The organism is Muricauda sp. MAR_2010_75 (genome assembly GCF_000745185.1).
Classification (GTDB): domain Bacteria; phylum Bacteroidota; class Bacteroidia; order Flavobacteriales; family Flavobacteriaceae; genus Flagellimonas.
This window is the reverse complement of record NZ_JQNJ01000001.1, coordinates 1492252-1514829: the sequence shown is the minus strand read 5'-3', so window position 1 is coordinate 1514829 and position 22578 is coordinate 1492252. Positions and strand designations below refer to the sequence as shown.

The 22578-nt window shown below is 43.0% G+C and carries 23 protein-coding genes; 12 read left to right on the top strand and 11 right to left on the bottom strand.

Features of this window, described 5'->3' with window-relative positions; all coding sequences use genetic code 11:
• The first annotated feature begins 150 nt into the window (after positions 1 to 150).
• On the top strand, positions 151 to 594 hold the full coding sequence (locus tag FG28_RS06775) for a hypothetical protein (RefSeq protein WP_036381124.1): 444 nt from the start codon (positions 151 to 153) through the stop codon (positions 592 to 594).
• On the opposite strand, the gene FG28_RS06770 is transcribed toward FG28_RS06775, so the two are convergent.
• Positions 574 to 1533, bottom strand: a complete 960-nt coding sequence (locus FG28_RS06770) for a succinylglutamate desuccinylase/aspartoacylase family protein (protein WP_036381122.1) — start codon at positions 1531 to 1533, stop codon at positions 574 to 576. The genes FG28_RS06775 and FG28_RS06770 overlap by 21 nt on opposite strands.
• Positions 1511 to 2518, bottom strand: coding sequence for a RimK family alpha-L-glutamate ligase (locus FG28_RS06765; RefSeq protein WP_231562604.1), 1008 nt, complete (start codon positions 2516 to 2518; stop codon positions 1511 to 1513). The genes FG28_RS06770 and FG28_RS06765 overlap by 23 nt, the downstream gene beginning before the upstream one ends.
• Positions 2519 to 2627: 109 nt before the next feature.
• Between FG28_RS06765 and FG28_RS06760 the strand changes: the two genes are divergently transcribed.
• The 5 genes from FG28_RS06760 to FG28_RS06740 all read left to right on the top strand — a co-directional run bounded on the left by FG28_RS06760 (position 2628) and on the right by FG28_RS06740 (position 7985).
• Entirely contained in the window at positions 2628 to 3296 is a 669-nt protein-coding gene (locus tag FG28_RS06760; protein ID WP_036381120.1) for a succinate dehydrogenase cytochrome b subunit, read from the top strand.
• 2 nt (positions 3297 to 3298) lie between these two features.
• Entirely contained in the window at positions 3299 to 5302 is a 2004-nt protein-coding gene (locus FG28_RS06755; protein WP_036381118.1) for a fumarate reductase/succinate dehydrogenase flavoprotein subunit, read from the top strand.
• Between the two features lie 64 nt (positions 5303 to 5366).
• The gene (locus FG28_RS06750) at positions 5367 to 6113 is read left to right on the top strand and encodes a succinate dehydrogenase/fumarate reductase iron-sulfur subunit (RefSeq protein WP_036386242.1); all 747 of its coding nucleotides are present in this window, start codon (positions 5367 to 5369) and stop codon (positions 6111 to 6113) included.
• A gap of 230 nt (positions 6114 to 6343) precedes the next feature.
• Complete coding sequence (locus FG28_RS06745; protein WP_316930853.1) at positions 6344 to 6847, top strand: very short patch repair endonuclease; 504 nt, start codon at positions 6344 to 6346, stop codon at positions 6845 to 6847.
• Positions 6840 to 7985 (top strand): methionine aminotransferase, encoded by a 1146-nt coding sequence (locus FG28_RS06740; RefSeq protein WP_036381113.1) that lies wholly within the window; start codon positions 6840 to 6842, stop codon positions 7983 to 7985. The genes FG28_RS06745 and FG28_RS06740 overlap by 8 nt, the downstream gene beginning before the upstream one ends.
• Positions 7986 to 7996: 11 nt before the next feature.
• Here the strand turns inward: FG28_RS06740 and FG28_RS06735 are convergent, their stop codons facing one another.
• The gene (locus tag FG28_RS06735) at positions 7997 to 8701 is read right to left on the bottom strand and encodes a helix-turn-helix domain-containing protein (protein WP_036381110.1); all 705 of its coding nucleotides are present in this window, start codon (positions 8699 to 8701) and stop codon (positions 7997 to 7999) included.
• A gap of 145 nt (positions 8702 to 8846) precedes the next feature.
• Here FG28_RS06735 and FG28_RS06730 point away from each other — a divergent pair, with 145 nt between their 5' ends.
• A complete protein-coding gene (locus FG28_RS06730) occupies positions 8847 to 9167 on the top strand; it encodes a hypothetical protein (RefSeq protein ID WP_036381108.1) in 321 nt (106 codons plus the stop codon).
• On the opposite strand, the gene FG28_RS06725 is transcribed toward FG28_RS06730, so the two are convergent.
• The 7 genes from FG28_RS06725 to FG28_RS06695 all read right to left on the bottom strand — a co-directional run bounded on the left by FG28_RS06725 (position 9156) and on the right by FG28_RS06695 (position 16557).
• Positions 9156 to 9671: a GNAT family N-acetyltransferase gene (locus FG28_RS06725; RefSeq protein ID WP_036381105.1), complete on the bottom strand. Its 516-nt coding sequence runs from the start codon at positions 9669 to 9671 to the stop codon at positions 9156 to 9158. The two genes, FG28_RS06730 and FG28_RS06725, sit on opposite strands and share 12 nt — an antisense overlap.
• A gap of 322 nt (positions 9672 to 9993) precedes the next feature.
• Positions 9994 to 10647 (bottom strand): 3-oxoacid CoA-transferase subunit B, encoded by a 654-nt coding sequence (locus FG28_RS06720; RefSeq protein WP_036381102.1) that lies wholly within the window; start codon positions 10645 to 10647, stop codon positions 9994 to 9996.
• Positions 10648 to 10649: 2 nt separating this feature from the next.
• Entirely contained in the window at positions 10650 to 11351 is a 702-nt protein-coding gene (locus FG28_RS06715) for a CoA transferase subunit A (RefSeq protein ID WP_036381099.1), read from the bottom strand.
• 96 nt (positions 11352 to 11447) lie between these two features.
• Positions 11448 to 13778 carry a penicillin-binding protein 1A gene (locus tag FG28_RS06710; protein ID WP_036381096.1) on the bottom strand — a complete coding sequence of 777 codons (2331 nt, stop codon included), beginning with the start codon at positions 13776 to 13778 and terminating at the stop codon, positions 11448 to 11450.
• A gap of 5 nt (positions 13779 to 13783) precedes the next feature.
• Positions 13784 to 14269 (bottom strand): gliding motility lipoprotein GldH, encoded by a 486-nt coding sequence (locus tag FG28_RS06705; protein ID WP_036381093.1) that lies wholly within the window; start codon positions 14267 to 14269, stop codon positions 13784 to 13786.
• Positions 14259 to 15422 (bottom strand): regulatory iron-sulfur-containing complex subunit RicT, encoded by a 1164-nt coding sequence (locus FG28_RS06700; protein WP_036381090.1) that lies wholly within the window; start codon positions 15420 to 15422, stop codon positions 14259 to 14261. Before FG28_RS06700 ends, FG28_RS06705 begins: the two co-directional genes overlap by 11 nt.
• A gap of 103 nt (positions 15423 to 15525) precedes the next feature.
• Positions 15526 to 16557, bottom strand: coding sequence for a rhodanese-related sulfurtransferase (locus tag FG28_RS06695; RefSeq protein ID WP_036381087.1), 1032 nt, complete (start codon positions 16555 to 16557; stop codon positions 15526 to 15528).
• A 285-nt stretch (positions 16558 to 16842) separates the two neighbouring features.
• Here FG28_RS06695 and recA point away from each other — a divergent pair, with 285 nt between their 5' ends.
• The 5 genes from recA (at position 16843) to FG28_RS06670 (ending at position 21813) form a co-directional block, all read left to right on the top strand.
• Positions 16843 to 17850: a recombinase RecA gene (recA, locus tag FG28_RS06690; RefSeq protein WP_036386240.1), complete on the top strand. Its 1008-nt coding sequence runs from the start codon at positions 16843 to 16845 to the stop codon at positions 17848 to 17850.
• A 94-nt stretch (positions 17851 to 17944) separates the two neighbouring features.
• Entirely contained in the window at positions 17945 to 18388 is a 444-nt protein-coding gene (locus FG28_RS06685; RefSeq protein ID WP_036381084.1) for a hypothetical protein, read from the top strand.
• A 30-nt stretch (positions 18389 to 18418) separates the two neighbouring features.
• The gene (locus tag FG28_RS06680) at positions 18419 to 18949 is read left to right on the top strand and encodes an RNA polymerase sigma factor (protein ID WP_036381080.1); all 531 of its coding nucleotides are present in this window, start codon (positions 18419 to 18421) and stop codon (positions 18947 to 18949) included.
• Positions 18950 to 18960: 11 nt separating this feature from the next.
• On the top strand, positions 18961 to 20478 hold the full coding sequence (locus FG28_RS20010; protein WP_051947203.1) for an outer membrane beta-barrel protein: 1518 nt from the start codon (positions 18961 to 18963) through the stop codon (positions 20476 to 20478).
• 165 nt (positions 20479 to 20643) lie between these two features.
• Positions 20644 to 21813, top strand: a complete 1170-nt coding sequence (locus tag FG28_RS06670; protein ID WP_231562603.1) for a histidine kinase — start codon at positions 20644 to 20646, stop codon at positions 21811 to 21813.
• Here the strand turns inward: FG28_RS06670 and FG28_RS06665 are convergent.
• A complete protein-coding gene (locus FG28_RS06665) occupies positions 21803 to 22537 on the bottom strand; it encodes a 1-acyl-sn-glycerol-3-phosphate acyltransferase (RefSeq protein WP_036381076.1) in 735 nt (244 codons plus the stop codon). The two genes, FG28_RS06670 and FG28_RS06665, sit on opposite strands and share 11 nt — an antisense overlap.
• Positions 22538 to 22578 lie beyond the last annotated feature (41 nt).

Sequence of the window (22578 nt, the reverse complement as noted above, 5' to 3'; positions counted from 1 at the left end):
AATATCCCTTCTTATTAATTTGCAAATTGCATCAGGCCCCGTCAATTGAAATGGCCAATACACTAGTGCAGCTCGGGTGTTCATAAAGTTTTGTTTCTATCATAAACGGATTCCTTAATTTTAAGGGCTGTGATAAAGTGTTTGTTCGCCATGAAAAAGACGGTCAAGGAAATTGATTATTTTAAGAACATCCGGGAAATACGGGAGTGTGATTTTGGTGTGTTCTATTTTTTTGATGGATTGGTTATTTCCGAAATCAAAGAAGGGGTGGTCTTCAACTGGACCATGGCCAAAAAAATTATCAATATTGCCTATGAAATCCTTGGTAAGGACAACCCTATCGCTTACATTTCCAACCGAATTCACAACTACTCTGTAATCCCAACAGATTGGCTGAAATTCTACAAGAACAGGCACCAACTCGAATTTTACTCTGTTGTTGCCTACAACAAAGGCGGGTTGTCCAGCATTGTGCTGGAAAAAATGTTCTTCAAGGACAACATTCGGCAATTCTCCGATCTTGAGAATGCCATTAAGTGGAGTCTATCAAAAATTGATGAGAAAAAAGCAGGGTTAACGCCCTATGTGGAATAGCGCATCCCCTTGGTTTACCACGGCTTGATGGTTAACGCAGATGACGTGTCCATCATAAGGTGCCTTTACTTTTTTGTTCTTTTTGGTAAATGTATCCGTGGTCAGTCCCAAAACCTGACCTTTGTTCACAGCCTCGCCGTTGCCCACTTGCGGAATAAACATTCCAGCTCGTGGTGCCCGAATCCAACGAGTGGATTCCAGATGAATAGATGGTTCTTGCTTTACCTTTTTTCCTTTTGATACCATCCCCAAAAATTGAAACACATTTTCCACCCCACGCATCCCTATGGCTATGGCATTTTCATCAAAGCGCATACTCTCCCCTGACTCATAGACCATGGTAGGAATTCCCATTTTATACGTGGCCTTCCGAAAAGAACCAGTTATCAATTTCGAGGCAAAATAAAATGGGGCATTGAATGCTTTGGCCAAGGCTTCACTTTGGGCATCTCCTGAGGTATACCTTGCCTGTGGATGATTGTGCCGTTGGCTTCCTCCCGTATGCAGGTCTATGCCAAAATCGACTTGGGGTAAAATCTGTTCGGTGTAGGTATGGGCAATCCGACTGGCCAATGATCCTGTCTTCCGCCCCGGAAAACTCCGGTTTACATCCTTCCCGTCTGGCACATCCCTAGAAAAATGGATAAATCCGAATATGTTTAGAATCGGTACTACAATCACGGCTCCCTTTTTTATGGCGAATTTGTTTTCTTGAAGCATCCTTCGTAAAGTCTCCACACCATTGATCTCATCGCCATGCAATCCCGCTTGGACCAAAACGGTTGGCCCCGCCCTTTTGCCATTGAATACATGCACGGGAATATCTATCAAAGTACCGGTTGGAAGTCGCGCAATGTTCAATTGCAACAGTTTATTTTCTCCCGGAGCAATGGTTTCACCATTTATGGTCAGCGTCTTATTTTCGTTTTCTGCGCCCATTCTTTTCTACAAACTGAATAATATGTTTGGCAACATTTACATTGGTTGCAGCTTCAATTCCTTTTAAACCCGGTGAAGCATTGACCTCTATCAGCAAAGGTCCTTTTTTGGAGCGGATAAGGTCCACCCCAGCCACTCCAAGCCCCAAGTGCTTGGTGGCATTTATTGCGATGAATTTCTCTTTTGGAGTCAATTTTACCGCTTCTGTCTCCGCACCGCGATGTACATTGGACCTGAAGTCATCCATATGGCTGGTCCGCTTCATGCTGGCCACCACTTTGTTGCCCACCACAATAATCCGAAGGTCCTCGCCATGGGCCTCTTCAATATATTCCTGTAGCAGAATACTGGTGTTCATATTGTATAAGGTATCGATAATGGATTTTGCCGATTTCTTGCTCTCGGCCAACATCACCCCTTTGCCTTGGGTACCTTCCTGTAATTTTATGATGACCGGTCCTCCTCCCAAAAGTTTGATCTGGTCTTCAACATTATGGGGATTGATGGAAAACACGGTTTCCGGTATGGGAATTCCCTTTCTGGCCATAATCTGCAACGTCCGAACTTTATTCCGAGCCCGGGTAATTCCCAATGACCTGGCCGTACTAAAGATATGGTTCATCTCAAATTGCTTGACAATGGCTGCGCCATGTCTTGTGACCGTAGTGCCAATTCGAGGAATAATGGCATCAAACTCATCGGTGATGTCTTCATCATCCAAATAAATTTGGGGCTTGTCCGCACCCAACTTTACAGAGCATTTTGTGTGGTCGATCATTTCAATATAATGCCCCGCCTCCTGTGCTTCTTGAGCTATCCTTCTTGTGGAATGTACATTGAGGCTTACGGATAAAATGGCAATGTCCATGGCATTAGGTTGGTTAAAATCTTCTGTAATATCGGTCAAAAATCCTAGAATAGATTCCTTCCCTACTAATTTTGAAATGAATAGTCTCCGCAAATCAATGTAACAAAACCTTTTCATTGATTTAATTTCGCACAAGCTTAAAATCAGTCTAAATAACTGGTTTTACGATGTTGAAAGCTTGTTAAAAACTTAACCGTACCGTAAATTTGTCAGAAAACCAGCACTAATGAGTGGATTGATAAAATCTTCAATTGCCCGCAAAGTGGTAATGGCGCTTTCGGGTCTTTTTTTGGTTGTTTTTCTCACACAACATTTTACCATTAATATTACTTCGGTCATAGATCCGGAAACTTTTAACTCTTGGTCCCATTTTATGGGATACAACCCTTTGGTACAATTTGTACTGCAGCCTATTTTGATTGCGGGCGTAATCATCCATTTTGTAATGGGTTTTGCGCTTGAAATTCAGAACAAAAAAGCCAGGGGAGGCAGTTATGTAAAGTACAAGGGCAGTGCCAATGCACCTTGGGTTTCCCGAAACATGATCTATTCCGGATTGGTGGTGCTTGCTTTCTTGGTATTGCACTTCTACGATTTCTGGGTACATGAGATGGCCTACAAATACATTGAGGTTTCCCCGGAAGATCCCACCCGATACTACCACGAAACCGTAGAAAAGTTTGAGCCGTTCTGGAGAACCATTCTTTACGTAGTGGCTTTTGTATTGTTGGCTCTTCACCTATGGCATGGGTTTGCTTCCTCGTTCCAAAGTATGGGATGGAACAACAAATACACGCCTGCCGTAAAGACATTCACTAAAATATTTTCGGTGGTCATTCCTTTGGGCTTTGCATTCATCGCCCTGTATCACCACTTTAACCCAATAACACATTAAGTATGGGCATATTGGATTCAAAAGTTCCATCTGGGCCACTGGCCGATAAATGGACCAAACATAAAAATGACATAAATCTTGTTAACCCTGCAAACAAAAGGAACATCGATATTATTGTTGTGGGAACAGGATTGGCAGGCGGTGCTGCCGCTGCAACTCTGGCCGAGTTGGGGTACAACGTAAAGACTTTCTGCTACCAGGATTCTCCACGTAGGGCGCACTCCATTGCTGCCCAAGGAGGTATCAATGCAGCCAAGAATTATCAAGGGGATGGTGACAGTAACTATCGTCTGTTCTACGATACCATAAAAGGAGGTGACTACCGCTCGCGTGAAGCCAATGTATACCGCTTGGCCGAAGTATCTGGAAATATCATTGACCAATGTGTGGCTCAAGGCGTTCCTTTTGCTCGAGAATATGGGGGCATGTTGGACAACCGTTCCTTCGGTGGGGTTTTGGTTTCAAGAACCTTCTACGCCAAAGGGCAGACCGGACAGCAATTGTTGTTGGGGGCCTACGCCGCTATGAACCGACAAATCAATCGAGGTAAGATTCAATCGTTTACCCGTCATGAAATGATGGATTTGGTTCTGGTGGATGGCAAAGCTCGTGGAATTATAGCCCGTGATTTGGTAACTGGTGAAATTGAACGACATAGTGGTCATGCTGTTGTGTTGGCCACAGGAGGTTATGGAAATGTGTTCTTCCTCTCCACAAATGCCATGGGAAGCAATGTAATGGCCGCTTGGCGGGCGCACCGTAAGGGGGCCTTCTTTGCTAACCCTTGTTTTACGCAAATCCACCCAACATGTATTCCCGTGTCCGGTGAGCATCAATCAAAATTGACTTTGATGTCCGAATCCCTTCGGAATGATGGACGTATTTGGGTACCAAAGAAAATGGAAGATGCCGTTGCCATTCGGGAAGGCAAATTGAAGCCAACAGAGATTGCCGAAGAAGATAGAGATTACTATTTGGAGCGAAGATACCCAGCGTTTGGTAACCTAGTGCCTCGTGATGTGGCCTCAAGAGCTGCCAAGGAACGTTGCGATGCCGGATTTGGGGTAAACAAAACAGGTGAAGCTGTTTATTTGGATTTCGCATCGGCGATTAAGCGATATGGAAAAGAAAAAGCCTTGACCTCCGGTATTAAAAATCCAGACGAAGCTACCATTATAAAATTGGGTGAAGAAGTTATCGAGGCTAAATACGGCAACCTCTTCCAGATGTATGAAAAAATTGTAGATCAAAATCCATATAAAACCCCAATGATGATCTATCCTGCGGTACATTATACCATGGGAGGTCTTTGGGTGGATTATAACCTGCAAACTACTATCCCCGGATGTTATGCGGCTGGTGAAGCCAACTTTAGCGACCATGGGGCCAACCGTTTGGGTGCTTCGGCCTTGATGCAAGGTCTGGCTGATGGTTACTTTGTACTACCGTACACTATCGGGGATTATTTGTCCCATGATATCCGTACCGGAAAAATCCCGACGGATTCCGAAGCATTTGATGAAGCTGAAAAGCAAGTCTGTGAACGCATGGAGAAACTGATGTCCGGCACCGGAATCCACTCCGTGGATTACTATCACAAAAAGTTGGGCAAGATCATGTGGAACAAGTGCGGTATGGCCCGAAATGCAAAAGAGCTTGAAGAAGCCATCAAGGAAATTGCAGCGCTTCGTAAAGATTTCTGGGAAAATGTAAAAGTTCCGGGAACCATCGATTCCAAAAATCAAGAATTGGAAAAAGCGGGACGCGTGGCCGACTTCTTGGAACTGGGTGAACTGTTCGCCAAAGATGCTTTGCACCGAAACGAATCGTGTGGGGGTCACTTCCGCGAAGAGTACCAGACCGAGGAAGGGGAGGCACTCCGAGATGACAAGAACTTTAAATATGTGGCCGCTTGGGAATACAAGGGCGAGCCCAAAGATGCCAAGTTGCACAAAGAGGATTTGGTGTATGAGAATATTGAATTAAAAACAAGGAGTTATAAATAGTTAAAAGTTGATGGTTGATGGAAAACCCATCAACGAACAACAAACAACGAACAACTACATAACTATGAAATTATATCTAAAAATATGGCGTCAAAAAGACGCATCTTCACCAGGTAAAATAGTTGATTATACCCTTGACGGTGTAGAAGGTGATATGTCTTTCTTGGAAATGCTGGATATCCTAAATGAAGAGTTGGTTTCCAAAGGAGAAGAGCCCGTGGAATTTGACCATGACTGTAGAGAGGGTATCTGCGGGACCTGTTCCTTGCAAATCAACGGAGAACCGCACGGCCCAGACCGATTGGTAACTACCTGCCAATTGCACATGCGTAAATTCAATGACGGCGATACGATTGTCATTGAGCCATTTAAAGCCAAGGCATTCCCGGTCATCAAAGATTTAATCGTGGACCGAAGCGCTTTTGAGAGAATTCAACAAGCTGGCGGTTATATTTCTGTGAACACTTCCGGAAACACTGTGGATGCCAATGCCATTCCCATTAACAAACACGACGCGGACGAAGCTATGGACGCCGCTACCTGCATTGGTTGTGGGGCTTGTGTAGCCGCTTGTAAAAACGCCAGTGCCATGTTGTTCACCTCAGCCAAAGTTTCGCAGTTTGCGTTGTTGCCACAAGGTAGAATTGAGGCGGTGGAGCGCGTTCAAAATATGGTCCGTCAAATGGACTTGGAAGGTTTTGGAAATTGTACCAACACCGGTGCTTGCGAAGTGGAGTGTCCTAAAGGCATTTCATTGACCAACATTGCCCGAATGAATCGTGAATATCTATCTGCTTCGTTGAAGGGATAGACACCATAACATTTCAATATATAAAACCCAAATTCCAATTGGAATTTGGGTTTTTTGTTGCTTTGGATATTGTCAGGTCGAGCGCAGTCGAGACCTCATTGCGCTTCAACTACGCTCAGCGCCCAAAAAAGCATTAGTGTAAATTCGTGATATTCGTGTCAAACAATCTTGTTGTCCACTAATAGATTCTTCGCTTTGCTCAGAATGATATTCTAACAGTTTACTTTTCATTGAAAACCTTCGTATATTCCCATATGCCCAAAAAATACAAGAAAGAGCGCATCCAAGTCCCTCGGTTCAATGAGGAGAGTGGATTTTATACCACCCCTGAGCGCTCCAAGATCATGGGCAAGATCCGGGGGAAGAACACCAAACCCGAATTGGCTTTTAGGAAAGCACTTTGGCAAGCTGGATATCGGTATCGTATCGATTACAAGAAACTCATTGGGAAGCCGGACATCGCCCTGAAAAAATATAAGACCGTGATCTTTATTGATGGAGAGTTCTGGCATGGGTACAATTGGGAGGAACGAAAGCACAAAATCAAAAGCAACCGCGAATTCTGGATCCCTAAAATTGAACGTAACATCCAGCGGGACGAGGAGGTGAACGAAGCATTGGAAAAAATGGGCTATACCGTGTTTCGATTTTGGGAAACCGAAGTGAAAAAAGATTTGGAACGTTGCTTGCAAAAAGTACTGAAAGTATTAAAAGAACATCAGGCCGATGATTGAACCAACATCTAAACTGCCACAGGTAGGCACAACCATTTTTACAACCATTAATCAACTGGCCCGTGCCCATAATGCCATAAATCTATCCCAGGGATTTCCCAATTTTGATCCAGACCCAGAGCTTCTTGAGTTGGTAAGTGAGGCTTTTAAAAAAGGGCATAATCAATATGCCCCCATGCAAGGGGTGCTTTCCCTTCGGGAAGCCATATCTGAGAAAATTGAGCGTTTGTATGGCCACTATTATCACCCCGAATCTGAAATCACCATTACAGCCGGGGCAACTCAGGCTATTTTTACCACCATTGCTGCTTTTATTCGGCCAGAAGATGAGGTCATCGTCATAGAACCCGCCTTTGATTGCTACGAACCGGCCATTTCCCTTTTTGGAGCCAAAAGTATTCCGTTGCCACTAGAGGGAAACGATTTTAAGATGAATTGGAGTGCCTTCAGGTCAACGATAAGCCCAAAGACCAAAATGGTCATCATCAACACGCCGCATAATCCTACGGGCACCATTTGGTCTGAAAATGATATGCTCCAGCTTCAAGAAATTTTAAGGGATACCAATATCATCTTATTGAGCGATGAGGTGTATGAGCATATCGTTTTTGATGGAGAGCTGCATGAGAGCGTGGCTAAATATCCAGATTTGGCGGCTCGAAGTGTCATCTGCTCTTCGTTTGGAAAAACATTTCATGCCACGGGTTGGAAAGTGGGGTATTGCGTGGCCCCAAAACCCTTGATGCTGGAATTCCAAAAAGTACATCAGTTCAATGTGTTTTCAGTGAACCATGCGATGCAGATTGCATTAGCTGAATATTTAAAAAATCCACAGCATTACGTAAACCTCGGTGGTTTTTATCAGGAGAAAAGGGATGTCTTTTTAAATACGATAAAAGGCTCCCGATTCAAAATGGTTCCTTCGGCTGGCACGTATTTTCAATTATTGGATTATTCGGATATCACGAACGAAAAAGATACAGTCTTTGCGGAACGATTGATAAAGGAGCATAAGCTTGCGAGCATTCCGGTCTCTGTATTTTGCAAAGCAGATTATGACAAGAAATTCCTGCGGTTTTGCTTTGCGAAGACCAACGACGTTTTGGAAAAAGCTTCGGAAATCTTGAATTCAATTTGAGTATTGAATGGCTACAGTTGCTTTTTCACAATCCTGAAAACCTGAAGCACATCGTCTAAGGGCAACTCAAAATCCTGGAACTCCGGAGAGGTGTTCAAATTATGGCATAGTAGCACAGTTTTTTCCTTGGAATACCCTGTAAGCTGCTTACAGATGATTCGGTCCTTGCAGACCAAGATATAAGATTTGTCCCAAAGGGTTTCATCATCCTTTGTAAAGGATTCCTTCTTAAGGCCCAATCCCAAGACAAATGCTTTGTTGGGAATGGCATTGAGGCTGTCATCATTCATGGAATCACCGGAAACCTCAAAAATGCGATGGGGTTCCTTCGCTAAAAAATCAATTACAAATGCAGATTGAAAGGGTATCCTACCCTGCTGCTTTTCCAAGCTTTCAATATATTTTTTATGCCATTCTACCATCACCAAGGGTGCCATCACCAAATATTTTCCATGATCCAAAGGATAAAAAACACTGCCATGTTTGGTAAAGGGTTGCTTCTTGGTATAGGATTCGCCCAAATCGTTCACCTCTTGCAGATAGAGTTCCGCAATGGTCATATCAAAAAAATTGGCAATCTTGGTGAGATTTTTAATGGGAATGTTAGCGTTCTTGCGCTCGTAAAGCTGAATGGTACGGAGGCTGACCCCAATTTCTTTACCCAATTTAGATTGGCTGATATTTTTTTTACGCCTTAACTGTTTAATTATATACATATATTCAGTATATTGTGTAATATTGTTACGCAATATGCACTAGCCGCAGCGATTCCGCCACTTTTCTGTAATTGGGTTACAAGCCAAATATAGAAAATAGGATGAGACCCCAGTAAAATAATTAGTAATCCTCTAAACTATTGAGATGGGATCTATTAAAAATCTAGGGTTGGTCATCAAAAGTGATGATATCTTTTCAAAAGAAGATTACGGCAAACCAATCAGTGAACGGCTTTCCGAAACTTTGCGACGAAATGTATCCAAAGACGATTATGCCAACATTGCTATTCGCTGCAGCATTAGCTTTTCAACCATTCGCGATGTGGTGTACCGAACCAACAGCCTTACCAAGGCCAATGCACAGGCTATTTCGTTATTGATTCATGCCGCTTTTGAAAACTCTATTGCCTACAAGTTGCGTTCGGAAGGTGATATTTTATTTTTGGAAAGCTTTTTAAAGGTCTAACCGAAGAAGCCAGTCCGTCTGTTTGTCTGTGCCAATATAGTAAGGGTGCTCCCCAAACTTTTGGAAGCCATGCCTTTGGTAAAAACGAATGGCCTTGGGGTTGTGTTCCCACACCCCCAACCATAAGTATTCTTTGTTGTGTTTTTTACCAAGATCCAAAATTTCATTGAGCATTTTGGCCCCCACCTTTTTCCCTTGGTATTCCTGTTTCACATAAATCCGCTCCAACTCCACAGCATTTTTGTCATGGACATCGGTTTGGGCGGCACCAATATTCAACTTAAAGTATCCTACCAAGGTTTCACCATCAAACACAAAATAGAAAATGGAATTGGGGTTCTTCAGTTCTTTTTCCAAACTTTCAGGACTGAACGCCTTTTGAATGTAGTCTTGGAAATCATCGGGATTATTATCCTTTTCAAAAGCAGCTGCAAAAGTATCTTTGGATATTTTCACCAACTCATCCAAATCAGAAGTTTGACACTCCCTAAAATTGAGGCCCATGATTACTTTTCCTCAAATTTATTCCAAAAAAAAGAGCCTAACAAAGTGTCGGCTCTAAGATTTTCAGGGGGAATATATGTTGGTCTAAAGCATAAAAAGCTTCTTAATCAATAACATAAATCCTGTGAAGAAATCGTTTCGGTACACTTGAACATTTTCGTCCATTGTGGTGTGGTTTAATTTGGCTGCCATGGTATAGTTTTATTAGGTGTTAATTTGGGTAAAAAATTCGATATAACCAAATATAAACTCGATGATCGGTAATTTAAAACTAATGTTGTGTAATGGTTTTATTTTGTTGTAAAAAAACGGTTGGTATTTGCTAAATCTTCATTTCGGGGATTTCTCCATCCACAACCAAGCTTCCTTCAGTGGCTTTCCGAATCTCTTCCACAGGTACTCCTGGTGCTCGTTCGAGAAGTTTAAAACCTTTGGAAGTCACTTCCAAAACGGCTAGGTTTGTCACTATCTTTTTTACACAGCCTACACCAGTTAGTGGAAGCGTACACCGTTTTAGCAATTTGGACTCCCCCGCTCTATTGGTATGCATCATGGCCACGATTATGTTCTCTGCGGATGCCACTAAATCCATAGCTCCTCCCATTCCCTTGACCATTTTGCCGGGAATCTTCCAATTGGCAATATCCCCATTTTCTGCCACTTCCATTGCCCCTAAAATGGTAAGGTCCACATGTTGTCCGCGAATCATGGAAAAGCTCAAGGCCGAGTCAAAAAAAGAAGCTCCCGGTAAGGTGGTGATGGTCTGTTTTCCGGCATTGATGATATCCGCATCTTCTTCCCCTTCAAAAGGAAAAGGCCCCATACCAAGCACCCCATTTTCACTTTGAAACTCCACACTAATATCATCACGAACAAAATTGGCCACCAAAGTTGGAATGCCAATGCCCAAATTGACGTAGTATCCATCCTTGACCTCTTTTGCAATCCGTTTTGCGATTCCGTTTTTATCCAGCATAACTATGATCTTTGTCTAACGGTTCGTTGTTCAATTCGTTTCTCGTATTTCTCCCCCTGAAAAATGCGCTGCACAAATATGCCGGGGATATGGATCTCATTCGGATCCAGACTTCCGGCAGGAAGGAGTTCCTCCACCTCAGCCACCGTAATCTTGGCGGCGCCGCACATACAGGGGTTAAAATTGCGAGCTGTTCCCTTGAAAATCAGATTCCCTGCCTCATCCCCTTTCCAGGCCTTCACAAAGGAGAAGTCAGCCTTGAAAGCTGGTTCCAGTACATACATTTTACCATCAAACTCTCGGGTTTCTTTTCCTTCGGCCACCTCGGTGCCATAGCCCGCCGGCGTATAAAAGGCAGGGAAACCAGCTTGGGCCGCCCTACATTTTTCAGCCAAGGTGCCTTGGGGAGTCAGTTCCACTTCCAGTTCACCACTCAACATTTGGCGTTCAAATTCATCGTTCTCACCCACGTAGGAGGATACCATTTTTTTAATCTGATGTTTTTGCAAAAGCAGGCCGAGGCCAAAATCGTCCACTCCTGCATTATTTGAGATACAGGTGATGTCCTTGATTCCCAATCTGACCAATTCCGAAATGGCGTTTTCAGGGATTCCGCAAAGGCCAAATCCACCCAGCATGAAGGTCATTCCATCGGCAACGCCTTCCAAGGCCTCTGATACATCTGAAACTGTTTTGTTAATCATATAGTGCTTTTTTCCTATTGTTTGAAAATACGATTAAAATAAAAAAGCCCCAAGACATTTTGTGCTTGGGGCTGCTATTTTTTAGGTTATAAGTAGTTAAAAATCGATGTCTTCCAAATCATCCTCCGTATCCAGGTCATCTTCCTCTTCTTGGGTTTGTTTGGAGCAATCTATATTGATGGTCATTTCTTCTGGCTCTTCAAAGGCATCTTTGGAAACGCCCAGTTCTTCATTGGCATAGTTCTTTTTCATATACAAGGCCCAAATTGGCAACGCCATGGATGCGCCTTGACCGTAGGTGAGGTTTGAAAAGTGAATGGACCGCTCCTCGCCCCCTACCCAAACTCCGGTCACCAAATTGGGCACCATTCCCATGAACCAACCGTCACTTTGGTTTTGGGTGGTTCCTGTCTTTCCAGCTATGGGGTTGGTAAGCTCATATGGATATCCAGTGATGATTTCTTTATACACAGTTTGTTCTTTAGCGAAGGTGTGTCTAAGCCTTCCCCCTGAACCGTACTGGGTGACTCCTTCCATGAGATTGACCATGGCATAGGCGACGTCTTTGCTCAAGACATCTTTGGTTTCTGGGGTGTACTCGTAGAGTACGGTTCCATTTTTATCCTCAATTCGGGTTACCATCACGGGTTTCACATATACGCCTTGGTTGGCAAAAGTACCATAGGCCCCTACCATTTCGTAGACATTGAAGTCATGGGTTCCCAAAGCAATGGACGGCACTTCAGGGATGTTTTTGTTTAGTCCCATGCTCTTGGCAATGGAAACCACAGATCCCGGCCCTACTTTGTCTATTAGCTGGGCGGTAATGGTATTCACCGAGTTGGCCAACGCTTTCTTTAGGGTAAGATTTTCCCCAGAGTATTTTCCATCGGAATTTTTAGGACACCACGCTTCCATATTGCCATGTTTGCCTGGTTCAATACAGTATTGGTTGTCTGGAAGGGTGTAGCAAGGTGAATAGCGTAATTGATCAATGGCTGCCGCATAAACAAAAGGCTTAAAAGTTGAACCTGCCTGCCGTGCCCCTTGGTAAACTTGATCATATTGAAAATGTTTATAATCAATTCCCCCGACCCATGCTTTTACGTGCCCTGTTTGAGGCTCCATGGACATCATGGCCGTTCGCAAGAAGGTCTTGTAATAGCGTATGGAATCCATTGGGGTCATTATAGTATCCTTTTCAAAGGAATCACTATCCCAATCAAAGACGGTCATTTCTGTCTTTTTGTGGAAAGTTGCTTGTATATCCTTCTCGGACATACCCTCCCGCTTTAGGTAACGCCATCTTGGGGATGCTTTCATGGCCCTATCCATAATGGTATCTACGGCTCCTTTTGACAAGTCCAAAAATGGCGTTGTTGGATTACGTTCTGGGGTGTTCTGGTGAAAGAATTCCGCCTGAAGATTTTTCATGTGTTCCTGCACGGCTTCTTCAGCGTTGCGCTGCATTCTGGAATCGACAGTGGTGTAGACTTTCAAACCATCCAGATAGATGTTCCATTTTTCGCCATCTGGCTTTGGATTTTCATTTACCCAACCGTTCAACCAGCGCTGAAGATACATCCTAAAATAGGTGGCCAATCCTTCCCGGTGCGATTCTGGGTTGAAATTGATGTTCATTTTTAGAGCCTGCAAAGAATCTTTTTCCTCCTCAGTGATATAATCATACTTGGCCATTTGACCCAAAACAGTGTTTCTTCGGCTAAGCACGAGTTCTTCACGCCGAATGGGATTATACAGGGATGAGTTCTTCAACATCCCTACCAAAACGGCTGACTCCTCCGTTCTTAGTTCATAGGGTTCTTTTCCAAAATAAATCCTGGAAGCGGAACGGATACCGTCAGCCGCATAACCAAAATCATAGATGTTAAGGTACATGGCTATGATTTCCTCTTTGGTATAGTTTCGTTCCAAACGCGTGGCAATGACCCATTCCTTTATTTTTTGGGTAACAGCTTCCATAAGGTTTCTGGAACGCACCCCAACAAAAAGTTGACGGGAAAGTTGTTGTGAAATGGTACTTGCCCCTCCTTTGGTCCCCAAAAATAGAATTGCCCGCAAAGTACCGCGTGCATCTATGCCAGAATGATCGTAATACCTAGCATCTTCCGTAGCAACAAGGGCATCGACCAAATTTTGTGGTAAGGTGTCGTAATCAACCCAGGTTCTGTTGTCATCCAAATAGAGTTTCCCCAAAGTTTCACCATCTGAGGAAATAAACTCCGTGGCCAAGTTGGTCTCGGGGTTTTCCAAACGTTCAAAGGTTGGCATTTCTCCAAATGCTCCCCATGATGCCAATAGAAAAATGAACATGACCACCAAAACGCCGGACCCAAAAAGTATCCAGAACCACTTAATAAATTTAAAATATCCCTGCTGCTGTTTCTTTTGAGCCTTCTTTGCCATTGCTTTTATTGGGTACTTTTTTCTATTTGCAAACCAACATCTGTAATGCCGTCCAGAATATGAACGCCTTCCACACTGCCATTCTTGCGCATGGCATGGGAAATATTCATCTTATATACGCCAGAATCTGGAAAAACGACGTTTTCCCGGAACCAAAGTTTGTTCTCCTTAACACTTCCAAGGCCCTTTCCCAACCATTGGCCCGAAGGTTCGGTCATTCTGTACTCCAATGTATCTTTTATAGTATTGCCACTTGGAGATTCCAATTCCGTAATCAAAAAAAGATTGCTGAAGGGGAAGGTATCATCGTTTCGTATGTTGATGAACAAGTTGTGGGGAGTGATGGAATCCATCCCAGAAAACTCAAAGTGGACTACCTTGTCCACTTCCCATTTCCCATCTTTCAAAGGTTCATATTCTGAAAAGACCATCTTGTCATTGCAGGACCAGAACAGAGCCAATATTAGGAGGGAAAGTAGGCTATTTTGCATTTGATGATGCTTTAGATTTAGGCTTTCTGCGCTTCTTGTTATTTCTTCGTTTCTTTTTCTTGGGCCTATCAAATCGGGTGAGGCTATCCTGACCCACTACATTTTCAAAGGCCATTTTTTCATCGCTTACATTGTCCTCGGCATATTCTTCAAGACTGGCAATCTTTTCATTTTTCTTGTTGAGCTCCAAAATCTCAAGCACTTGTTCCTTGTGCAGAGCATGCCATGTGGCGGGATCATCTTTATAGGAAAACCAAAGTGTCTCTTTAAAAATATCCGCTTTTTGGCAAAAGGCCAATCCTTTTTTGGTCAACAATTTGCTGTCTTGTGGAGGGAAATCTTTCAATGCCTCCAAATACATGTCCAGTTCATAGTTGAGGCAACATTTGAGCTTACCGCACTGACCTGCCAATTTCTGCGGATTCAATGCCAATTGTTGATATCTTGCGGAGGCTGTACTCACCGATCTAAAGTCGGTTAACCAGGTGGAGCAACACAATTCCCTTCCGCAGGAGCCAATGCCCCCTAACCGCTGCGCTTCTTGACGATAGCCTATCTGTCGCATTTCAATACGGATCCCAAAGGCTTTGGCCATGTCTTTGATCAACTGCCTAAAGTCCACGCGATCTTCTGCGGTGTAGTAAAATGTGGCTTTGGAACCATCACCCTGAAATTCCACATCGCTAAGTTTCATTTCAAGTCGGAGAGAGATGGCTATTTCCCGGGAACGCTTCTTAATTTCCTCTTCTCTATCCCGGCATTTTTGCCAAACATCAATGTCACGCTGTGTGGCCTTTCTGTAAATCTTTGGAATGGAATTGTCGTCCGGCGCTACTTTTTTTCGTTTCATCTGCACCCGAACCAACTCTCCTGTGAGGGTTACCATGCCCACATCGTGACCGGATTTTGCCTGGGTGGCCACAACATCGCCTATGGACAAGGGAAGATTGTCCACATTTCTGTAAAATTCCTTTCTACTATTCTTGAAACGTACCTCAACGCAATCAAAGGGTTTTTGACCGTTGGGCAACGACATATTGGAAAGCCAATCGAAGACCGTTAGCTTGTTACAACCATCAGTGCCGCAAGTCCCATTGTTCTTGCAACCACGCGGTTGTCCATCCTTGCCGGTTGAACAACTGCTACACGCCATATTTAATATCTTGATTTAAGGAAGTATAGGATAACATCCTTAAATAGGGTTCATAAAAATTACTAATTGTAAATATAGTATAATTTATGGGGGTATTGAAATGCTATTTCTTGTATTTCAAAACCGGGGAACGCCCTTTTTTAAAAATCTTGTTGCTGACCACCTTTCCCTTGCGCAACTTTTTTTGTTCTTCATAGGGCAGTGCATGGATTTCCTTACATTCCACAGAGCAGCAATTGTCCATAGCAGCGGCACATTCATCACACTGGATAAACAACAAATGGCATGCTTCATTGGCACAGTTGACATGGGTGTCGCAAGGTTTTCCGCATTGATGGCAGTGGGCGATGACATCTTCTGAAATACGCTCTCCTCGCCTGTGGTCAAAAACAAAGTTTTTCCCCAAAAACTTGTTCTCTAGCTTCTTGTCCTGTACTTGGCGGGTATATTCTATGATGCCCCCTTCCAATTGGTATACATTTTTAAACCCTTTGTGCTTGTAGTAGGCGCTTGCCTTTTCACAACGGATTCCACCGGTACAGTACATGACCAATTTTTTATCCTCTTTGTGTTCGGCCAAATCTTGCTCAATAACGTCCAATGAATCCCGGAAGGTGTCCACATCTGGAGTAATGGCATTTTTAAAATGGCCTATCTCGCTTTCGTAATGGTTTCTCATGTCTACCAACACGGTATCAGGATCTTCAATCAGTTCGTTGAACTGTTCGGCCCCTACATGGATACCTTTGTTGGTGACATCAAAGGTGTGGTCATTGAGGCCATCGGCCACAATTTTATCACGAACTTTAACCTTCAATTTCAAGAAGGATTTATTGTCCTGCTCTATGGCGATGTTCAACCGAACATTTTCCAAAAAGGAGATACTGTCCAAATGGGCCTTAAAATCCGTGAAGTTTTCGGCTGGTACTGAGAGTTGTGCGTTGATTCCTTCATGGGCCACATAAATTCGACCCAAAACCTCCATTTGGTCCCAAGCAATAAAAAGATGATTTCTCAGAATCTGGGGGTTTCCAATGTGTGCATATTTATAGAAAGAGATGGTAAGCCGATCTTTTCCGGCTTCCTCAATAAGCTTTTCCCTTTCCTTTGCACTTAATGTATTGTACAGTTGCATGCTATACCAATAGTTAAGATTAAAGAATGGTTTATTGTAAAATCTGGTGCAAAGATAAAAATTCCTGATAGGTAAAAAGAAAAAGGGCCTCTATTAACTAGAAGCCCTTTAAAACCACCTTAAACTTTTTCACAGCTATATTTTCTCCCCTACCTTGATCGAGCTGAAGTCAGCTCTATGGATATTGAGTTAGTACCCCTTAGATTCAATTCGTACAAAAAGGTTGCGTGGCTTTTGTCGTATGTGGAAAGAAATGGTAATTTAGCCTTCCTAATATCGAGAACCATGAGCAACGAAAAAGAAGCAAAATTAAAAGCCCTCAAACTAACGCTGGATAAACTGGATAAGACCTACGGTAAAGGTGCCGTCATGAAAATGGGCGATAGTGTAGTGGAAGATGTTGAGGCAATACCTTCTGGATCGTTGGGATTGGACATTGCCCTTGGTGTGGGTGGATACCCTCGTGGACGGGTCATTGAAATTTATGGTCCAGAGTCATCCGGTAAGACCACATTGACCTTGCATGCCATTGCCGAGGCACAAAAAGCAGGGGGTATTGCTGCCTTTATTGATGCAGAACACGCTTTTGACCGTTTCTACGCCAAAAAATTGGGCGTGGATATTGATAACCTCATCATATCTCAGCCAGACCACGGTGAACAGGCCTTGGAGATTACAGAGAACTTGATTCGCTCTGGAGCCATTGACATTGTTATTGTGGATTCTGTTGCTGCCCTTACGCCAAAAAGTGAGATCGAAGGCGAAATGGGAGATTCCAAAATGGGTCTCCATGCACGTTTAATGTCGCAGGCCCTCAGAAAATTGACCTCAACCATCAGTAAGACCAAGTGTACCGTAATTTTCATTAACCAATTGCGTGAAAAAATAGGGGTGATGTTCGGCAATCCCGAAACCACTACGGGTGGAAACGCCCTTAAATTTTATGCGTCTGTTCGGTTAGATATCAGAAGGTCAACTCAAATTAAAGACACTGAAGGTGATGTGCAAGGAAACAAGACGCGCGTAAAGGTGGTGAAGAACAAAGTTGCGCCTCCGTTCAGAACAGCAGAATTTGATATAATGTATGGCGAGGGAATCTCTAAAATTGGGGAAATCCTGGACTTGGGCGTTGCCTATGAGATTGTAAAGAAAAGTGGTTCGTGGTTCAGTTATGGAGACACCAAGCTGGGGCAGGGAAGAGACGCCGTAAAAGCATTGTTAATGGACAATCCTGAACTTTCCGAAGAATTGGAAGGCAAGATCAAAGAAGCCATTTCCGCAGTTAAAGCATAAGTTGGCCCTATTTTTTTGGGGTTTAACTTTTGCTTGTGAAAATCCTACGCAACCCTTGTCTATACTGCTCATCTAGGGATAAAAAAGGATTTTTATGGTAAGAAAATTGTTGATGCCCTTGATTTTTCTAGTGGCAGCTTTATGGCTCAGTTCATGTGAACTGGATGATGACACCCCAAATTTTTACTTTACTTCATTGGATGTTGTGGATGTTGATATGCCCGAATCCTTTGAGCTCAACGAAATCTACGACATAGATGTCACCTACAGAAGGATGGATGGTTGTACCTATTTTGAAGGCTTCGATGTTGTAAAAACAGGAGAGACCGATCGTGAAGTGGTTGTGGTTGGATCCAGATTAACAGATGAGGACCTAGCGTGCACCCAAGCGGTTGAAGAAGTTGTTGCAACCATGCAGTTCCATGTAATCTTTACTGGGGAATATCATTTTAGGTTTTATGCTGGGGAAAATGAAAATGATGAACCTATCTACTTGGAATATGATGTTCCTGTGGTAGGCGAGGCAAGTACAAACTAAACACATCAATACTCCAAAATTGACCAACATTTGGATCTTGAAGAGCTGATACATAAATGTAAAAAAGGAGAACGGCAGGCACAAGCTGAACTATACCGGAAATATTCCGGTATTCTTTTCGGTATGTGTCTCAAGTATTCCAAAAATAAAACTGAGGCGGAGGACAATCTCCATGACAGTTTTATGACCATTTTCAGCAAGATAGACCAATATGGCTTTCAAGGTTCCTTTGAGGGTTGGATCAAGCGGATTACCGTAAATACCGTACTGCAGAAGTACCGAAAAGAACAGCACCTCAATGTAGTTTCAGAAAATATTGGTGAAGAAACTGATGTGGATGCCGAGGGGACGGACATAAGCCTGTCCACCCTTTTGGGATATATTCAAGAGTTGCCGAACAAGTATAGACTTACCTTCAACCTTTATGTGTTGGACGGGTATAGTCACAAGGAGATAAGTGAGATGTTGGGGACATCCACGGGAACCTCAAAGTCGAATCTGGCCCGTGCCAAAATGATCTTGAGGGAAAAAATAGAAAAGGAAAAAATAAACATTGCTTAAAGAGCTTAACGATGGGGAAAAAGAATTTAGAGCAATTGTTCAGGGAGACCTTTGAAGGGTTTCAGGAAGTTCCAGATGATAAGGTCTGGGATTCCATTGAGGCTTCCTTGAACAAGAAGAAACAGAAAAAACGCTTGGTTCCACTTTGGTGGCGACTGGGTGGAGTAGCCGCGGTATTGGCTGTTTTGTTGTACATCATCAATCCCTTTGAAAATGCACAACAACAAAACGAAATCATTGTCACCGATGCGGAGACCAATGTAGAGCAAGAACAGACCAACCAAGAAAATCAAGCTGTTGACCCTTCTTCCATTACAAATGGCACAGAAAGCTTGGTTGAAACATCTTCTGAAACAGAGGGAAGGGAAAACCAAGATGAGCAGGGTTCCATCAACTCCAACCAAAGTCTTAACTCCAATCAACAACAAGTGGCCAACAACGATGTGATGGAAAAAAGCGGGATCAAAAAACAAGATGCTATTTCTCCTTCTCAAAACACAGAAGGGGCAGCAATTGTGGCCATGTCTGATAACAAAATGGAAGAGAAATCCATCGAATCCGATAAGCGGAAAGAAAATCTTGCAAATGCCATTTCCAATAACAACCAGGGGATTGCCAATGAAGATTCCCTTGACAAAGCAGCTCAGAGCGAAGCATTTCAAAAAGTGATGGAGCAGCAAAAAGAAGAGGCTGTGGCCACAAATGAAGAAAAAGAAGAGGATAACGGTGGCAAGTCCATTTTTGATGCCATTAAGGAGCAGGAAGAGGAAGAAATCATCACGGACAATGTTTCTTCTGGCAAATGGTCGGTTGGTCCATCGGTGGCTCCGGTATATACAAGTGCCTCCGGAAAAGGTTCACCAATCCACTCAGATTTTGCCTCGAACTCCAAATCAGGAAACCTGAATTTAAGCTACGGTCTTTCGGTGGCTTATGAAATTGGAAAAAAGCTGAAGATACGCTCAGGAGTGCACCGGGTAAATTATGGTTACGACACCAATGATGTGCTATTTTCTTCCTCGGCAAGATCTGGGTCCAGTGATAAATTGGCCAATATCAATTATAGTCAAAAGGCTGAGACACTCGTTGTACAAAGTAAGAACAGTCTCCCAAGCAACATTCCTACCGATGCGTTCTTAGAGCTCTCCTCCAATGAAATTCCCGTTTTGGATGGAAAAATGGTGCAGCAATTGGGCTATATAGAAGTACCGGTAGAACTGAACTATGCGCTCATTGACAGAAAATTCGGTGTTGACCTCATCGGAGGAATGAGTTCTCTTTTCCTTGTGGACAATTCCGTTTTGGTAGAGTCTGAAGGTTTAGTGACCGAGGTGGGCGAGGCCACCAATGCTAACGATGTAAACTTTAGTGCCAATTTTGGAATGGGACTCAATTACGACTTCTCTCCCAAAGTACAGCTTAGTGTAGAGCCGGTTTTTAAATATCAAATGAATACATTTTCTAAAACTGCAGGTGAATTTCAACCCTTTTCCATTGGAATATATAGCGGTGTAAGTTTTAAGTTTTAGGAACTAAAGATGTTGGTTAGGAAGATTGCCCCTTTAGGCAATCAGATTAGCGCCCTGTTCTATTGACGGGGCGTTATCTTTTTAAAGGCGTAATGCCCAAACACCAAGTTAAGTGTGCTATTTTAAAAATTTAGTACTTTGCCTTTCAATAGTAAACCCAATTATTTGAAAAACAATCAGTTCGAGGATATTCTCATTTACTTCTCAAAATCATTGTTGGGAAAAGAAGACGAGGGTGAAATATTATGGGACCTTGCCAAAAACTGCATTTCAAAATTGGGTTTTGTGGATTGCGTGATCTACCTCATTGACCATGACAACAACCTACTCATCCAAAAAGCGGCCTATGGCCCTAAAAACCCAAAGGACCAAACGCTGTATAAACCTGTTGAAATTTCTATCGGGGAAGGAATAACCGGCCATGTAGCAAAAACCGGTGTGGCGGAAATTGTAAATGACACTTCCACAGACTCAAGATACATAGAGGATGATGAGGTACGGCTCTCGGAAATCTGTGTGCCCATCATCTATGAAAGCACTATTTATGGTGTTATCGATTGTGAGCACCCCAACACCAATTTTTTTAACTCCCATCACTTGAAAATGCTTTCGGCCATTGCATCTATCTCTGCCATAAAAATAAAAAGCGTACGGGCCACAAAAGCGCTGTTGGATGAACAAAGCAGACTCTACACCATAAAGGAAGAAATGTTGGAGTTGAAGCTTAAAGCCCTGAACTCACAAATGAACCCACATTTTGTGTTCAACGCGCTGAACGCCATTCAATATTTTGTTGCTTCTGAGGACAAAAGGGTGGCCTTGGACTACTTGTCCACCTTCAGCAAACTTATACGGTTTTATTTGAAGCAAATAGAGCATGATACCGTTGTGCTGGCTGATGAAATAGAAATGCTGCATGGATATCTTAAGCTCCAAAAACTTCGGTACGATGGTTCCTTTGAATATGCCATCCATACAGAACCTAGCCCAGAACAGATGACCGATGCCGTTATTCCTTCCTTTATAATCCAGACCCTCTTTGAGAACATTATAGAGAAGGCCATGTCAAACATTGAAAAAGGACATGTTTTTAATGTAACGTTCACCGTTTCGGAAAACAACGTTGCTTTAAAGGTTCTCCATCAGTGTCCAAGTACTGGATTACACATTGCCAACCAACCCGAATATAGGGAGGGAATTTTAAAGTGGCAGGATCATGTGCGTCTTCTGAATACCGTGAAGGACTACCATATATCCAGTGATGTTTCCATTACGGATAACAATGAACAATATGAGAGCATTATCTCCATAAAACTGCCCAACCTTAACCCGTAAGCTCATTTAGGATCACCTCCCTTACCTCCTCTCGAAGCGTTGATTTTTCTTCCTCGCCAAGAATTCCCGTTTCAATAAAACGATGCACTTTGGCCCGTATCCTTCCAGGTCCCCCACTCAAAAAAGTAAATGAAAATCGTTTTTTGTTGTCATGAAAAGTAATGGGCACTACGGGAATCTTATGGGCAATGGCCATTTTAAAGGCCCCGTCTTTGAACTCATCCAAAACAACGTGCTCTTCGGGTACACCACCTTCAGGAAATATGCAAATGCTCAACCCTTGGTTCAACCTTCGTTGGGCCCGCCGGTATACTCCGGTTCTGCTTTTAATATTATCCCTATCCACCATAATACAAACCCGTTTGTAGAAAAATCCGAAAATGGGAATTTTTACCAGTTCTTTTTTTCCCACAAACACAAAAGGGTTCTTGCTCACCAGAAGCATCAGCATAATATCCAACATACTGGCATGGTTGGCCACCAACATATAGCTTTTGCCTTTTTCCATGTGTTGTTCCCTTTCAATTTTTGGAAAACACCCCATACCGTACAAAATGAGTCTGGCCCAAAAATTCCTTGCCAACCAGAAAAATTGGGGGTAGGTATGCTCCGAAAGGGTCAGCAACAACAAAATGGGAAAAAACAAAAAAATGGGAACTGCAACCAAAATATAGAACCACACCCTATACAATACATACCCTACATTTCTGATTGCTACGCGCATACTCCAAAAGTAGAATTTTTGAATATCTTTATAAGACTAAC

What these genes read in the sequence shown, in the direction of transcription:
- FG28_RS06775 (WP_036381124.1), top strand. Translation starts at nt 151, where the DNA reads ATGAAAAAGACGGTCAAGGAAATTGATTATTTTAAGAACATCCGGGAA.
- FG28_RS06770 (WP_036381122.1), bottom strand. Translation starts at nt 1,533, where the DNA reads ATGGGCGCAGAAAACGAAAATAAGACGCTGACCATAAATGGTGAAACC.
- FG28_RS06765 (WP_231562604.1), bottom strand. Translation starts at nt 2,518, where the DNA reads ATGAAAAGGTTTTGTTACATTGATTTGCGGAGACTATTCATTTCAAAA.
- FG28_RS06760 (WP_036381120.1), top strand. Translation starts at nt 2,628, where the DNA reads ATGAGTGGATTGATAAAATCTTCAATTGCCCGCAAAGTGGTAATGGCG.
- FG28_RS06755 (WP_036381118.1), top strand. Translation starts at nt 3,299, where the DNA reads ATGGGCATATTGGATTCAAAAGTTCCATCTGGGCCACTGGCCGATAAA.
- FG28_RS06750 (WP_036386242.1), top strand. Translation starts at nt 5,367, where the DNA reads ATGAAATTATATCTAAAAATATGGCGTCAAAAAGACGCATCTTCACCA.
- FG28_RS06740 (WP_036381113.1), top strand. Translation starts at nt 6,840, where the DNA reads ATGATTGAACCAACATCTAAACTGCCACAGGTAGGCACAACCATTTTT.
- FG28_RS06735 (WP_036381110.1), bottom strand. Translation starts at nt 8,701, where the DNA reads ATGTATATAATTAAACAGTTAAGGCGTAAAAAAAATATCAGCCAATCT.
- FG28_RS06730 (WP_036381108.1), top strand. Translation starts at nt 8,847, where the DNA reads ATGGGATCTATTAAAAATCTAGGGTTGGTCATCAAAAGTGATGATATC.
- FG28_RS06725 (WP_036381105.1), bottom strand. Translation starts at nt 9,671, where the DNA reads ATGGGCCTCAATTTTAGGGAGTGTCAAACTTCTGATTTGGATGAGTTG.
- FG28_RS06720 (WP_036381102.1), bottom strand. Translation starts at nt 10,647, where the DNA reads ATGCTGGATAAAAACGGAATCGCAAAACGGATTGCAAAAGAGGTCAAG.
- FG28_RS06715 (WP_036381099.1), bottom strand. Translation starts at nt 11,351, where the DNA reads ATGATTAACAAAACAGTTTCAGATGTATCAGAGGCCTTGGAAGGCGTT.
- FG28_RS06710 (WP_036381096.1), bottom strand. Translation starts at nt 13,778, where the DNA reads ATGGCAAAGAAGGCTCAAAAGAAACAGCAGCAGGGATATTTTAAATTT.
- FG28_RS06705 (WP_036381093.1), bottom strand. Translation starts at nt 14,269, where the DNA reads ATGCAAAATAGCCTACTTTCCCTCCTAATATTGGCTCTGTTCTGGTCC.
- FG28_RS06700 (WP_036381090.1), bottom strand. Translation starts at nt 15,422, where the DNA reads ATGGCGTGTAGCAGTTGTTCAACCGGCAAGGATGGACAACCGCGTGGT.
- FG28_RS06695 (WP_036381087.1), bottom strand. Translation starts at nt 16,557, where the DNA reads ATGCAACTGTACAATACATTAAGTGCAAAGGAAAGGGAAAAGCTTATT.
- recA (WP_036386240.1), top strand. Translation starts at nt 16,843, where the DNA reads ATGAGCAACGAAAAAGAAGCAAAATTAAAAGCCCTCAAACTAACGCTG.
- FG28_RS06685 (WP_036381084.1), top strand. Translation starts at nt 17,945, where the DNA reads ATGGTAAGAAAATTGTTGATGCCCTTGATTTTTCTAGTGGCAGCTTTA.
- FG28_RS20010 (WP_051947203.1), top strand. Translation starts at nt 18,961, where the DNA reads ATGGGGAAAAAGAATTTAGAGCAATTGTTCAGGGAGACCTTTGAAGGG.
- FG28_RS06665 (WP_036381076.1), bottom strand. Translation starts at nt 22,537, where the DNA reads ATGCGCGTAGCAATCAGAAATGTAGGGTATGTATTGTATAGGGTGTGG.